The organism is Anabaena sp. UHCC 0187, from assembly GCF_009712035.1.
Taxonomy (GTDB): domain Bacteria; phylum Cyanobacteriota; class Cyanobacteriia; order Cyanobacteriales; family Nostocaceae; genus Dolichospermum.
The window spans coordinates 1-15,544 of sequence record NZ_VILB01000026.1 but is presented as its reverse complement, the minus strand read 5'-3'; the positions used below and the strand labels follow the sequence as shown (position 1 = coordinate 15,544).

Sequence of the window (15,544 nt, the reverse complement as noted above, 5' to 3'; positions counted from 1 at the left end):
AAACAAATTAGAATAAAAAATCAGCAAAAAATCCTGAATTTGGCGGTTTTTGCTATTGCTTTTATTTTTAAATGTGCTTATTATGTCAAAAGACATAATACTTGTTACATCAGGCACTGAACCAGATGTTTGTTAAAAAGACCATTGGTGGTCAAACAACCCGAAATTGGGGGGGGCTAATTCGGGAGTTCCGCCTGCACTTGATTTTTTGTAATCTTCTTACAACATTTCCAGGGTTATTTCATTCTAGATTTCAGCACCGAATTTAGGTATTCTTAGCCGTTTTCAGATAAAACCCCTGAAGCCTAAAACGACGTATTCTCGTCAATACATAAAATGTCAAAATTTAGAATGAAACAGCCCTGACAACATTCCATATTTAAGGATCTGGATTAGATAATGAAAACAGTAGTATTCTCGCCATACTTGTCAATTCCTCTATTTTTATTTTACAGTTTAGGTTATTTTGCAGTTGAGCCTGCTCAAGCTCAACGGAAAGTCCCGTTGTTATCAACTATATGTGTAAAAAAAGGTACTTTTTATGAAGATACTAAGCAAGTATCTATAGGTAGAGAGTTTTATGATTCTGTGTTTAGAACTAATGAGGGTTCATTATTAACTTGCAAAATTAAATCGGATAAATTTTCTAAATTCAAAACTCTTAACATCAAATTTGGAATAGCTGATGGAGAGACTACGATTACGGGTTCTTATGGTCCCAGTCCAACTAAAGTAAATGTCTATTTAGATGGAAAAGAAGCTGCTACTAGAAGTATTACAGAAGGACAAATTGATAACATATCTTTAGAACTTAAAAATACTAGAAGTGTAGCAATTGAAGTTTCATGTGTTTATCAGTCCGAAGGATGTAAGTTAGTTAGTTTTATTGAAGCATCACTGCTATAAAATTAATATGTTTGTCTGGTCTATTTTCAAGTTAGATATTTAATTGGGCTTTAAACATCTAAGTCCTTAATCTTTTTGCAACAATAATTTATTTAATTGATGATTTGAAATTGGAGAAGTTGGGCTATGAAATTGAACGTTAGAAAAATATTAGTGTCTATATTCACTACTCTATTTATTATTGGTTCATCAAATTATGGATTTGCCGCTCAAGCAAATATTGTAAGTTCTGTCCAAACTTTAAAAGTTCCCTGCGATAGAGGAAATATGAGTTTTGATAGAACAACTTTAGTTTGTTATAATAAGGCTGATATTAATGACTTTGGCCAACCAGTTACCTTGTTAGATTTATCAACTTTTAAAGTTATAAGTGCTTTTAAAAATAGAGATGTACTACAACGATATCAATCGTCTATTATTAGTCCTGACAACACTAATATTTTCTTAAATAGCAGTAAAGAAGGTTTTATTTGGGATACATCTACAGGAGCGAAAAAAGAGATTAAAATCAGAGTCAGTGCTATTCATCCTGATGGTAAAACAGTGTACTACTTTGATAGGGATGCAGTTTATTCTTCAGATGCAAATAATATTGAAACAGGTGTTAACGTACCTAATATTTTGTTTAAATGGAGTGAAGTGAATAAGTCATACAGGGAAAACGAACTCTATCTAAATCACTTAATAATTACCCATGATGGCAAATTTTTGATTGACCGTGATAATAGTATTATTTTTAACTTACAAAAAGAAAAATTAATTTCCCGTTTGGAAGCAAACATAATTGATATATCAGATGATAGTCGAATTATAGCTGGAGCATATGTTAACTCCTGGGGAGGCGATTCATTACTAAGAGATAAAACTATAAAATTATGGAATGTGAGTACAGGTAAACTCATCAAAAGTATAGTTTTAACAGCCACAGAAAAGTATTCAAAACAACAGTCTTCAAAAATATCATCTTTAGCTATCAGTCCAAATAACAAGCTAATAGCTTACACTTTTGAACCAGATATTGGTGAGTCTAGCAATTTGGGAATTATAGATTTAAGTAGCGGTAAGTTGTTGTTTAAATCTTATCCATTTCCTAATTCTCGTTCTCAACATTTTTTACCAAGCCTTACCATCAGAGGATTTACAAAAGATAGTAAAAAATTAATTATGGGAAGTAAGGAAGAAATAAAAATTATAACTCTTAAATGATACGAGTGTAGATATAGAAGACAATTTTCATCATGGTATAAAGTCTTAAGTTTATCAATATTTCTGTTTCAATATCTAACTTTTGGCAGATGACAATGGATTTACTTGGTGCTTATTTCGACTTTATACAGTTCAAAAATCAGTAAAAACAAAAAATCAGTAAATTTTCCTGAATTTAGCTGTTTTTGCTATTGCTTTTATTTTTAAATGTGCTTATTATGTCAAAAGACATATTACTCGTTACATCAGGCATGAACCAGATGTTAAAAAGACCATTGCTGGTCAAAAAAACCGAAATTGGGGGGCTAATTCGGGATTTTCGCCTGTTGACTGGACTTACTCAAGAACAGTTTGGCGCTTATCTAGGTGTTACCTATGGCACTATTAACCGTTGGGAAAATGAGCGATCGCAGCCCTCACCAATTGCCATGCAGCTTATTGGGCAGAAGCTTGGGGAAGTGGGGGAACAGGGTCAAGAGTTATTGGCAAAATATTTCTCTATTCCCTAGTATTCGGCAATTAAATGAGTTAGAGAGGCATATTCTAAAGTGATGGTGACAGTTTGAAACTAGACCAACTGAAAGCAAATGTAATTGTTCGTGGTTCAATCTTTCCCGAACCTGTACAGGTATTGGTAGTTGTACCAATGGGTGATTCGATAAAACTCATTGGGACTGGAATTAATACCAATCATACTTATCAACCAATTCTCAATGCTCAACAGTTGGAAAAGTTAGAATCCTCACCTGAAAAAGAACCCTTTGACGGTAACGCCCAGTATTTTCGGTTCGGTGTAGAAGCTTTGCGGTTGGGGTTAGCTTATGAATATGATCCTTATTTCGCATTGGCGATCGCACGAGTAGACCCCCTACCCCATCAATTAGAAGCAGTTTATGAGTATTTTTTAAAACAGCCTCGCATTCGGTTTTTACTTGCTGATGATCCTGGTGCTGGGAAAACCATCATGGCAGGATTATTAATTAAAGAACTAAAAATTAGAGGATTAGTTAAACGCATCCTGATTATTACCCCTGCTAACCTAACATTTCAATGGCAACGAGAACTCAAAGACAAATTTCGAGAAGAATTTGAAGTGGTACGTGGAGATGTCCTTCGCGCTAATTATGGTTCTAATCCCTGGCAAGAAAAAAATCAAGTTATCACTTCCGTGTCTTGGGTTTCTCGCATTGAAGACGCAAAAGATAGTTTATTAAGAAGTAATTGGGATTTAATTATTGTAGACGAAGCACATAAAATGAGTGCTTACAGTTCTGATAATAAAACGTTAGCTTATAAACTCGGTGAAGAACTTTCTAAAATTACCGACCACTATTTATTAATGACAGCTACGCCCCATAAAGGCGACCCAAAAAACTTTTGTTTATTTTTAGAATTATTAGATAAAGATGTTTATGGTGATGTCAGCAGTTTAGAAGAAGCAATGAAACGGAATAATGCTCCTTTTTATCTGCGTCGGACTAAAGAAGCTCTTGTTACGTTCCCTGAAGAAACAGGAATTGTGAAAAAATTATTCACTAATCGCAAAGTTGAAACTATTGAATTTCAAATTGATGCGGAAGAATTGGAATTTTATAATGCACTGACTGATTATGTGGAAGACCAATCAATTAAAGCCTCCAGTGATGATACAGCCAGAGGTAGAGCTTTAGGTTTTACAATGGCGATGTTACAACGTCGCTTTGCTTCTAGTATTTACGCTGTCCGCCGGAGTTTAGAACGGATGCGCGATAAACGTCAGAGGATTTTAGAAGATCCAGAAAGCTATCGTCAAGAGCAAATTAATAAGAAGCTACCAGAAGATTTTGATGAATTAACTGAAATAGAACAACAAAAGATTATAGGTGATTTAGAAGGTGTGGTTGCTTCTGTTGATCCGATTGCTTTGAAAAGAGAAATCTTGCAATTAAATGAATTAATTAGTCAAGCACTGATATTAGAAAAGAGAGAAATTGAATCTAAATTAGTCAAGCTGAAAGAAGTAATTATTCAAGAGGGAATATTTGCAGATCCGAAGATGAAAATGCTCATCTTTAGTGAGCATAAAGATACCTTAGATTATTTGGTTGGGAAATTAAGAGAATGGGGATTAACTGTTACCCAAATTCATGGAGGAATGAAAATAGGTGATAGAGATACCCCCAATACTCGGATTTATTCAGAACGGGAATTTAGAGAAGATTGTCAAGTTTTAGTAGCTACAGAAGCAGCAGGTGAAGGTATTAATTTACAATTCTGCTGGTTCATGATTAATTATGACATTCCCTGGAATCCCGTGCGGTTAGAGCAGCGCATGGGTAGGATTCACCGCTATGGACAGGATAAGGATTGTCTAATTTTTAACTTTGTAGCTATTAACACCAGCGAAGGTAAGGTGTTATGGAAACTGTTTGAGAGGATTCGCGCTATTGAGATGGATTTAGATCCAGAGAGGACGGGTAAAGTATTTAATGTACTGGGTGATATTTTCCCTGCTAATCAGTTAGAACGGATGATGCGGGATATGTATGCTCATAACCTTACTGAGTCTGTAATTCTCAATCGGATTGTGGAACAGGTAGATACAGAACGTTTTCGTAAAATTAGTGATTCGGCTTTAGAAGGACTTGCTAAACGGGAATTAAATTTATCACAAATTATTGGTAAATCTGCTGAAGCTAAGGAACGGAGATTAGTACCTGAAGTTATCCATGATTTCTTTGTGCAAGCAGCACATATAGCGGGGATTCATCCAAAGGAAACAGCTAAGGGTAAGAAAATATATAGAATTGGGCGTGTTCCTCGGACTCTATGGGGAACGGGAGATAGGTTAGAAAATCGCTTTGGTAAGTTGGGACGAGAGTATAAAAAGATTACGTTTGATAAAAATATCTTGACGGATGATCCGACGTTGGAATGGGTAACGCCAGGACATCCCTTATTTGAATGTGTGCGGGATGAAGTTTCTGCACAGGTACAGGAAGATTTGTGTCGGGGTGCGATATTCTTTGATTTGCATAGGAAATCACCAGCTAGATTAGATATATTTTCATCTGCTATTACTGATGGACGGGGTAGAAAACTCCATGAACGTTTATATGTAGTGCAGACAGAGTTAGATGGAACAATGACTGTCCGCCAACCAACTTTATTTTTAGATTTACTCCCTGCTAAGAGTATAGAGTCCACTGTTCAGAATCATACATCTACCCTGTCTGCCGATAGGCAGGGGGAAGCTGGGGACAATGGGAATTTAGTTAATTATTTACCAGATGATACTAATTTACCCAGTCGAGAACAGGTAGAACAAGCCTTAATTGAACAGGAATTAAATAGCTTTTTAACAGAAATTCGGACACAGCGACAAAAGGAAGTAGAAACAATTTCTAACCATATAGAAATTAGTTTGAATGTGATTATTGATAAGGTACAGATTCAGTTTATAGAGTTGTTGCAACTGAAAGAATCTGGTTCTAAAGAACAGGGTTTAGATGGTCGCATTAAACAACTGGAAGACCGATTATTTGAATTAAATGGGAGGTTAGAACAACGACGGGAAGAATTGCAGCAAGAAGCGAGTTGTGCAATTACCGACATTCATCATTATGGACGTGCTTGGGTATTACCACATCCTGAAAGAAGTTCTCCAGAAATTGCGCCAATGGTATCTAATGATGAAATTGAAAAAATAGCAATTCAGGCAGTTATAGATTATGAGGAGGCTAGAGGATGGCAAGTTGTGAGTGTGGAGAAGGAGAATCGCGGGTTTGATTTGATATCGCGTCAAATTGATTCTGGAGATCCGTTAAAAGCTAGTGCTGTCAGATTTATTGAAGTTAAAGGAAGGGCAAATGTTGGTGAGGTAGCGTTAACGACAAATGAATATAAAACGGCGGAAAGATTGAAGAGGGATTACTGGTTATATGTAGTATTTAATTGTGCTTTATCTCCAGAGGTTCACACTATTCAAGACCCTGTACGCTTGGGTTGGGAAGCGTTAATTAAGATTGAGCATTATCACGTTGGGGCAAATAAAATTTTAGACACAAAGGCAAAATAACGTATGTCAATTCATGTTTTTTTTGATAATTCCAATATTTGGGGAGGCGCACAATCCGTCAGAAGTTTAGTTGAACCTGATGTTCCTTGGATGGCACTTCGTCTTTACTACCGTAATTTATTTGATCTTATTGAGAATGGGCGTGACCTAAAAACAGCTATATTGGCAGGTTCAGTGCCACCATCTTGTGAGGAATTATGGCAGTATGCCCGTGATCGAAAGTACAACACAGATTTACTAAAACGGGTTGAAAGTGATGATGGCAGAATGACAGAACAAGCTGTAGATGAAGTTCTTCATCTTAAAATAGCCAATGCAATCATTGATTTCTATGGTTTAGAATCTCAAACCTTGGTTGTTGTAACTGGAGACGGAAAAACTTCAGATTTTGATACAGGTTTTCCAATTCAGATAGAACGTGCGCTAAAAGCAGGTTGGGAAGTAGAAGTATGGTCTTGGGAACAAACTTTAAGTCGTCGCCGCTACGAAACTATTCAGGCAGCATCAAATGGGCGTATGAAAATAAACATACTCGATTACCATTACTTATCTACTACGTTTGTTCGAGGTGGTGAGTATTACGAAAAAGATGAAATGGGGAAAAAGATATATTTCACTATCCCTAATCGCATTGTTCAACCACTATAAAAATATATTCATGATCACTTATCCTAAACGCCTAATCGAAGTTGACCTACCCATTAAACGCATTTCTGCCCACGCACGACGGGAGAAATCAATCAGACATGGGCATATTTCTACATTACATATTTGGTGGGCTAGACGACCTTTAGCCGCTTGTCGGGCTGTAATATGTGCGGCTTTATGGCCTGACCCTGTTGATGAAAATTGCCCCCAGTCTTTTCGTGATTTGGCTGCTAAATATATTAATAATTTTGCGAAAAAAACCACAGCTATAAATAGTGATTTATCTAAACATTGTTCTACAGAAATTTGGAGTAAATGGCAGGTTTTAGCTAAACCAGAAAATCAATTAGATGGTAATAATATTCAACATTGCAATATATTAAGAAATAGTCTACTAGATTTTATTGCTGATTTTGCAAATTGGGATAATTCTACACAAACTGATTATTTAGAAACCAGTCGGAATTTAACTCAAGCAGCCCATGAAGCATTAGGCGGAATACCAGGAACAAAACCCTTAGTAGTTGACCCTTTTGCTGGTGGTGGTTCTATTCCATTGGAAGCGTTGCGAGTGGGTGCTGATGCTTTTGCTTCTGATATTAATCCGGTAGCAGTGTTGTTAAATAAGGTGGTGTTGGAATATATTCCCAAGTACGGACAAACTTTAGCGGATGAGGTACGAAAATGGGGACAGTGGGTAAAGGAAGAAGCAGAAAAAGAGTTAGCTGAATTTTATCCAAAAGACCCAGATGGAAGTACAGCAATTGCTTATTTATGGGCGAGGACTATTATTTGTGAGGGTCCGGGATGTGGGGCAGAAGTGCCGTTAATGCGGTCTTTGTATTTGTGTAAAAAAAGTAATCGCAATATTGGTTTAAGGATAATTCCTAAACCGGAAGATAAGCGGGTAGATTTTGAAATTATAGAAAAACAAAAGAGTAAATGGATAGTTAGTGATAACCCAGAAATTGAAGTAAAAAATCCTAGTTTTGATGGCACTGTAAAAAGAGGATCTGCCACTTGTCCCTGTTGTGGTTATACTACTCCTGTGGCTTCGGTAAGAACACAATTTAAAGCCCGTCAAGGTGGGGCTAATGATGCTAGATTATTTTGTGTGGTGACTACTAAAGTAAAAACTCAAGGAAGATTTTATCGTTTACCAAATGAACGGGATTTAGAAGCAGTTAAAAAAGCAAGTATTGAGTTAGAAAAAAGAGTTAATCAACATACTGGAGAATTGAGTTTAATTCCTGATGAACCTACGCCTAAAGGTGGGGGAAGTGGCGCAGGTAGGGCATTTTCTCAACGAAATTATGGGATGGATAAGTTTCAGGATTTATTTACCCATCGTCAAAATTTAGCTTTAACTACTTTGGTGAAATTAGTTAAAGATGTGGGAGAAAAGTTAGCAGATAGTAAAGATAAAGGTTTGGCTGATGCTGTGCAAACTTGTTTAAGTTTAGTAATTGATAGACAAGCCAATACATTAACATCTTTATCAAAATGGAACAGTGCAAGAGAACAAATGGATGGCCTTTTTGCTAGGCAAGCAATACCAATGCTTTGGGATTTTGCAGAAGGAAACTCTTTTTCTGGTGCAACCGGAAGTTTAGATGGTGCTTTAGAATGGGTTTTAGGTGTATGTCAAAGTAATTTTAATATTAATGATAATCACATAAGCATAGGACAAACAGAAAAAGCAAACGCCGCTAGTAACCCGTTACCAGATGATTTTGTACAATGTCTATTTTCTGACCCTCCTTATTATGATGCTGTACCTTATGCCGACTTATCCGACTTTTTCTATGTTTGGCTAAAACGAACTTTACCCTTATCTCTTGGTACTTTTTTCACAGATGAACTTACACCCAAAAATGATGAGTGCATTGTTGATGAAGTTAAAGGCAAAGATAAAGCCTATTTTGAAATGACAATGCAAAAATCAATGGCGGAAGGATGCCGATTTTTAGCACATGAAGGTATAGCTGTCATTGTCTTTGCCCATAAATCAACATCAGGCTGGGAGGCACAACTACAAGCAATGGTAAACGCTGGCTGGACTATGACAGGTTCATGGCCTATTGATACAGAAAGAGGTAATAGACTACGTGCAATGGATTCAGCAGCCCTCGCCTCATCCGTCCACATAGTCTGCCGTCCCCGTAACTCTAACGACATCGGCGACTGGCGCGACGTACTCCAAGAACTCCCCCAACGTATCCACGAATGGATGCCCAGACTAGCATCAGAAGGCGTAGTTGGTGCAGATGCCATCTTTGCTTGCTTGGGACCGGCTTTAGAAATATTCTCCCGCTACTCCAGCGTCGAAAAAGCCTCCGGTGAAATTGTCACCCTCAAAGAATACCTAGAATACGTTTGGGCAGCAGTCTCCAAAGAAGCATTGAGTATGATTTTTTCCAATGCCGATACTACCAGCTTTGAAGAAGATGCCCGCCTCACTGCCATGTGGTTGTGGACACTTTCCACAGGTAGCGCCGACAACAATAACAGCGAATCAGAAACCGACGACGAAGACGACGAAGAAACCAGCAGCAAAACCAGCAAAACCGGCGGTTACGTCCTAGAATTTGATGCAGCCCGGAAAATAGCCCAAGGACTAGGCGCACATTTAGAACAACTTACCCGCTTAGTAGAGGTCAAAGGCAGCACCGCCAAACTTTTAGCAGTATCAGAACGTACCCAATATTTATTTGGTAAAGAAGAAGCCCAAACCCCCAGCAAAACCAAAGGTAAAAAAGGCAAAAAGAAAGAACCTGAACAACTCAATTTATTCGCAGTGCTAGGTATCACCGAGACAGAAGAAGATACAGACTGGGGTGAAAAAACAGTCCCGCAATTAGGGAATACTACATTAGACCGCATTCACCAAAGCATGATTTTATTTGCAGCCGGACGCAGCGAAGCCCTAAAACGCTTTTTAGTAGATGAAGGGGCAGGAAACGACCAACGCTTTTGGGGACTCGCTCAGGCATTATCCGCATTATACCCCACCGGTACAGATGAAAAACGCTGGGTAGATGGGGTATTAGCACGGAAAAAGGGGTTGGGGTTCTCATGATGCAAAATATCGCCTCCCAGTGGCAAGCTAAATTCTGGCAAACCCTACAACAACCTGAAAATGCTGACCCGTTAAAACAAGCAGCCTTAAAAGGACAACTTGGTAAATGGACAACCGCTTTAACGACTACCGTTGTCTCCACTTCTACAGCAATGGGTTGGCATTCTTCCGCCAAAGGACATCCACTAGGCTTGTTTCCCGTATCTCCCAGTGAATACTTAGCTTTAGATGTCATGTCTTTTGCTTCTGGTAATACAAGCTGGCGGTTTCCTATTGCCGTCATGGAATTAGAGAACAGTAGCGATATTAACCGCAGTGCCTACTCGCTTTGGAAAGTGCTATGCGTGCGTGCAGATTTAAGAATAGTCTTTTGCTACCGTCGCAGTGCGGAGGAACGCGCTTCCCTGATCACTTTTCTCCGGGATGAAGTGCTGCAAGCGATAAGTTTACCAGACAGGATGAAACTCGACGGTGAAACCATTGTAGTAGTAGGTAGTCGAGGTGATTCTGCTACCTTTCCCTACGGCTTTTTTAAATGGTGGCAGTTGGAAACAAATACCGGAAAATTTAGCATACTCTAGCAGGTAAATTATGGCAATTAAACCTTGGTACAAAATTGATGGACTAACACCCCGCGAAGACTTACGGGAAGGTAAACCTTTAGATGCTTCGGAATTTGCTGTGCATCTTGACAAAGTACGAGATAAAACTGCACCTGCTTACTACCAAAATCCAGAACAATTTTTTGACCGTACTTATCTTACTAAATATTTAACTGAATTTTCCGCCCAGGTTATCCGTCGTCTGTCTGGAGAAAAAACAGAAACTTCTGCTGTATTTAACCTGGCTACTCAGTTTGGTGGTGGTAAAACCCACGCGCTCACTTTACTTTACCATTTAGCTAAAGGTGGATCTATTGCTAATAATTGGACTGGTGTACAAAAGATATTACAAAAAGCTGGTATTTCTTCAGTTCCAGAAGCAGCAGTAGCCGTGTTTGTAGGCACTGAATTTGATTCTCTTACAGGACGGGGAGGAAATGATGGTACATCATTACGGAAAACACCTTGGGGAGAAATTGCCTATCAATTAGGTGGTGAAACTGCACTAGCTGTATTGGCACAACATGAAGCAGAATTTATTGAACCTAAAGGCGATGTAATTAAACAATTTCTGCCCAAAGATAAACCCTGTTTGATATTAATGGATGAAATTATTAATTATGTTAGTTCCTATCGTGGCAAGGGTTATCACAACAGTTTATACAATTTCATTCAAGCATTATCAGAAACTGCTAGAGGTTTAGATAATGTGGTGTTAGTAGTTTCCGTTCCCGCTTCAGAATTGGAATACACTTCAGCCGATGAAGGGGATGAACAACGGTTTAAAAAAATGCTGGATAGGGTGGGTAAACCTATCATGATGTCAGCAGAAGCGGAAACTTCAGAAATTATTAGAAGAAGACTATTTGAATGGGATGCTGGGGCTGTGAGTGCGGATGGTAGGATTATGTTACCAAAAGATGCGATCGCCACTTGCAATGAATACGCTGACTGGGTACTAGATCATCGTCAACAACTACCTAGTTGGTTTCCTCTGGATAACCCCCGTGAAGCCTTTTATGCTACCTATCCTTTCCACCCCTCAGTGTTATCAGTATTTGAGCGCAAATGGCAAGTTTTACCCCGCTTTCAACGCACCAGGGGAGTATTACGACTCCTCGCATTGTGGGTATCTAACGCCTACCAACAAGGATATCAAGGCGCACACCGTGACCCTTTAATTACTTTAGGAACTGCACCCCTAGATAATCTCCAATTTCGTGCCGCAGTCTTTGAACAATTAGGAGAAAACCGATTAGAAGGTGCTGTTACAACTGATATTTGTGGTAAAAAAGATTCCCATGCAGTCCGTTTGGATGCGGAAGCGGATGACCAAATTAAAAAAGCACGACTCCACCGCAAAGTCACAACAACAATATTTTTTGAATCTAATGGTGGCATTTTGCGGGCAGAATCTACTATCCCAGAAATTCGTTTAGCAGTAGCAGAACCATCTTTAGATATTGGCAATGTAGAAACTGTTTTAGAGACATTGGCAACTAATTGTTATTATTTATCAATTGAAAAAAATAAATATTGCTTTAGTCTGTCACCTAACTTAAATAAGATTTTAGCAGACCGTCGTGCTAATGTCCAATCATCAAGAATTATTGACAGAGTAAAAGCCGAAATTCAAAAAGTTTTTACTTCTCATCCAGGAATTCAATTAACTTATTTTCCAGAAGTTTCTAGTACGATTTCTAATCGTCCTGTTTTAACTTTAGCTATATTAGCACCAGAACATTCTCTACAAGATAGTCAGACTCTAAAAATAATTGAGTCTATGACTAAAGAATGTGGTACATCAGACAGAACATTTAAAAGTGCCATAATTTGGGCGGTTGCTGATACTGATACCAAGCTACGAGAAGAAGCCAGAAAAGTTTTAGCTTGGGAAGACATCCGTGATGAAGAACAAGGATTAGATGATCATCAAAAACGTCAGTTAGAGGAAAATTTGAAAAAATCTTTATCTAACTTAAAAGAAAGTGTGTGGAATGCTTATAAATCTGTGGCTTTATTAGGAAAAGATAACAAAATTCGTGTGATTGATTTTGGACAAGTAAACTCTAGTCAATCTACTACACTAGTAGGTTTAATTATTAATCGTTTACGCCAAAGTGATGATGTTGTCGAAACTATCATTCCTCGTTTTTTGGTGCGAAATTGGCCGCCAGCATTTACAGAGTGGAGTAGCAAATCTGTCTTCGATGCCTTTTTTGCTTCACCACTGTTTCCCAGACTGTTGAATAGTGATGCTGTCAAAGATGCTATATCTCGCGGTGTCAAAGATGGAACTTTAGCTTATGTTGGTAAAAGTAATAATGGCTATCAACCTTTCTATTTTCAATGTGATCTTTCTGTCAGAGATGTAGAAATTTCTGAGGATATGTTTATCATTACTAAAGAAACAGCAGAAGCTTACCAAACAGCTTTAGCTGCAAGTGTTTGTGTTCCTGAAAAGCCATCAGTACCACCAGAAACTGGGGAAACTACTACTGACAACCCAGATAATAATAAAAGTGGTTCTATACCGATTCCAAATACTGTGGGAGAGAAACCTGCACCCTATGATAGTAATACGAAAAAATTACAAGATGAACCAGAACCAAAAAAAGATGAACCTGAGATTATAACCCCAGTTGCATTACCAAAATTATTAAAGTGGAGTGGTGTAATTACACCGCAAAAATGGATGAATTTTTACACGAAAGTTTTATCTAAATTTGCAACCATCAAGGATTTGAAATTAACATTAAAAGTGGAGGTTTTAGTAGAGGGAGAAATAGCTACCCAAAAGATTGAGGAAACTAAAGTTGCACTGGCTGAATTAGGACTAAATAATGATGTTAAGACTGATATAGATTTAGTGAATTAGTTGGGAATTAAATAGTATATCAGCTAAGAAATAGTTGCATCAAAATAGCGATTCCTACGGGGTGTTTCACTACCGCTCTAAAAATTAGCTCCATTTTACATTACTAATCAAAGGTTATGAAATTACAAAATCAGATTACCAGAATTACAGCTACATTGAGTTCAGTTTTAGTCTTGTGTACCACATTCGATTTACTTCCATCAGTTGCTAAACAAAAATGCGGAAATACAGACGAAGTTCAAGCTAGTACAACTACCAGAACAATAGAATTTAAAAAATTTGGTATTAAAATTAAAATTCCTTCTAACTATAGAACGATGCTTCGTAACGATGGTTCTGTAATGATTCTTGATCCAGGTTCTTATGAAGCGGTTAGGTGTGCAGCACCTCGTGGTTTATACTACTTCAGTATTAAACTTTTACCCAATCCTAAAAAACTATCTCTTCTAGAACTAGCAAAGGGGTCTTCTAAACAAATTACAAATGAACCAACAAATATACATAATTATAGTCTCAAGGATACACAGGCATTAATTATAGATGCTAAGAGTGGCTACGGTGCTTATGGAATTTTTAATGTTCCGGGTAAGGGTGTAGTAGAAATGAGTGCTAATTGTGATTGTGAAGTTGATAAAACAGATATTATTAAGTATTTAAAAGATACTGAATTACTTAAATAAGCAAGATAAATTATTGACTTTATTATGCTTAATTATTCAGGCAATCACCCCATATTCACTTACCAAATTCTTAGAGGAAACCATGAACCTAAAACGATTATTCTTAACCGCAGCAATAACTACCGCTTGTATTGTCACCACCGCCACCCAAGCCAAAGCAGGTTATTCAAGATGTAAAACGGTCACTAAAGAAGCCACAACTCCCTATTGTTTTAAACAGGGTGATTCTGGAAAGTTAATTAGGATTTTAGTTGAAGATTTAAGAAAGGCTGGTTATTACAAAAGTAAAACCACAACTGTTTTTAATTCTAAAGTTAAAGAAGCTGTAATCAAGTTCCAAAAAGATTATCGTACCGTTGAAGGTAGTGGTTTACCAGTATTAACAGCAGATGGAATAGTTGGGGAAGATACCTTAGTTCGATTATGTCAAGCTGTAGGACGTGGTTGTGGTCCTAACGATGATTATGGTTGTTATACGGGTTCAGTAGTGTTAGTGGCTGATTGCTTGGATAAGTATAAGGAATAATTTTTCTAGACAATTTATAAATCAACAAATGAGGGAATAATTAATGAAAGTACAATATCTACTGGGAACGAAGCGATCACTATTTATTGTAGGACTCAGTTTAATGACTTTGGCTGCTAATCAATTAGCGGTAGTTGCTGATAATCAAATTATTCAAAATCCTGAGAATGAGGTAAGTAATAATAACGTTAAATCCAATAAATCTGCTATTAAATTACGTTTAATGCGTACAATTAGCAGGAATAATAATACAATCACTCAACTAAAAATAAATAATAATACATTATTTGGTGCTGATGATAATGGAGTAATTAAACTATTTGATTTACAAAATGGTAATTTAATGAAGAGTATTAATACTAATGCAAGAGTAAATTTATTAGCTATTACTGCTGATAATAAATTTATAGTTTACAGTTTGCAAGATACAAATATTATTAGAATCATAAAACTCAGTAATGGACAAATAATTAACACTATTAGGACTGGTCGAAATGTCGAAAGGATAGCTATTTCTCCTAATGGTAAAATTCTCATAGGAACTGATAAAAACGGTGTATATCGTTGGGATTTACAAAAGGGTATCCGCATTGGGACTTTTGCTCAATCAAATTTAATTGATATGATTGATATTAGTCCTAATGGAAAAACTTTAGTCGGTGTAGGTCAAAACAGAAATACTTCAGGTTACAATTCTTTCGTGAGAATCTGGGATTTAACTACAGGGAAAATTGTACGTACTATTAATCCTAAATCTAGTTTATTTATCAAATCTATAGCTGTTAGTTCTGATAGTTCTAAAATAGCATTAGGTTGGGCAGGTTCAGATAATGTAAATGCTTTAAATATTTGGGATATTAGTTCAGGTAAAATGATTAAAAATATTGGCAGGGATTCTAATCCTTTTATTCGTGTTCCAGAAATTAATTCTGTTGTTTTTAGTAATGATGCTAAATACTTAT

At 37.1% G+C, this 15,544-nt stretch carries 11 protein-coding genes; all 11 read left to right on the top strand.

What is annotated here, in order from left to right:
* Window positions 1–399 precede the first annotated feature (399 nt).
* Complete coding sequence (locus FJR11_RS20830) at window positions 400–906, top strand: hypothetical protein (RefSeq protein WP_168507195.1); 507 nt, start codon at window positions 400–402, stop codon at window positions 904–906.
* Between the two features lie 126 nt (window positions 907–1,032).
* The gene (locus FJR11_RS20825) at window positions 1,033–2,112 is read left to right on the top strand and encodes a WD40 repeat domain-containing protein (RefSeq protein ID WP_168507193.1); all 1,080 of its coding nucleotides are present in this window, start codon (window positions 1,033–1,035) and stop codon (window positions 2,110–2,112) included.
* 218 nt (window positions 2,113–2,330) lie between these two features.
* Window positions 2,331–2,621, top strand: a complete 291-nt coding sequence (locus tag FJR11_RS20820) for a DNA-binding transcriptional regulator (protein ID WP_254444807.1) — start codon at window positions 2,331–2,333, stop codon at window positions 2,619–2,621.
* A 53-nt stretch (window positions 2,622–2,674) separates the two neighbouring features.
* On the top strand, window positions 2,675–6,169 hold the full coding sequence (locus tag FJR11_RS20815; protein WP_168507192.1) for a helicase-related protein: 3,495 nt from the start codon (window positions 2,675–2,677) through the stop codon (window positions 6,167–6,169).
* 3 nt (window positions 6,170–6,172) lie between these two features.
* The gene (locus tag FJR11_RS20810) at window positions 6,173–6,817 is read left to right on the top strand and encodes an NYN domain-containing protein (RefSeq protein ID WP_168507190.1); all 645 of its coding nucleotides are present in this window, start codon (window positions 6,173–6,175) and stop codon (window positions 6,815–6,817) included.
* 10 nt (window positions 6,818–6,827) lie between these two features.
* A complete protein-coding gene (locus FJR11_RS20805; RefSeq protein ID WP_168507188.1) occupies window positions 6,828–9,896 on the top strand; it encodes a DUF1156 domain-containing protein in 3,069 nt (1,022 codons plus the stop codon).
* Complete coding sequence (locus FJR11_RS20800; RefSeq protein ID WP_168507186.1) at window positions 9,893–10,477, top strand: hypothetical protein; 585 nt, start codon at window positions 9,893–9,895, stop codon at window positions 10,475–10,477. Before FJR11_RS20805 ends, FJR11_RS20800 begins: the two co-directional genes overlap by 4 nt.
* A gap of 10 nt (window positions 10,478–10,487) precedes the next feature.
* Window positions 10,488–13,376 carry an ATP-binding protein gene (locus FJR11_RS20795; RefSeq protein ID WP_168507185.1) on the top strand — a complete coding sequence of 963 codons (2,889 nt, stop codon included), beginning with the start codon at window positions 10,488–10,490 and terminating at the stop codon, window positions 13,374–13,376.
* A gap of 116 nt (window positions 13,377–13,492) precedes the next feature.
* A complete protein-coding gene (locus tag FJR11_RS20790; protein ID WP_168507183.1) occupies window positions 13,493–14,056 on the top strand; it encodes a hypothetical protein in 564 nt (187 codons plus the stop codon).
* A gap of 82 nt (window positions 14,057–14,138) precedes the next feature.
* Window positions 14,139–14,582 (top strand): peptidoglycan-binding protein, encoded by a 444-nt coding sequence (locus FJR11_RS20785; protein ID WP_168507181.1) that lies wholly within the window; start codon window positions 14,139–14,141, stop codon window positions 14,580–14,582.
* A gap of 103 nt (window positions 14,583–14,685) precedes the next feature.
* Window positions 14,686–15,544, top strand: an 859-nt coding sequence (locus FJR11_RS20780; protein WP_168507179.1) for a WD40 repeat domain-containing protein, incomplete at its 3' end; no start/stop codon positions are given.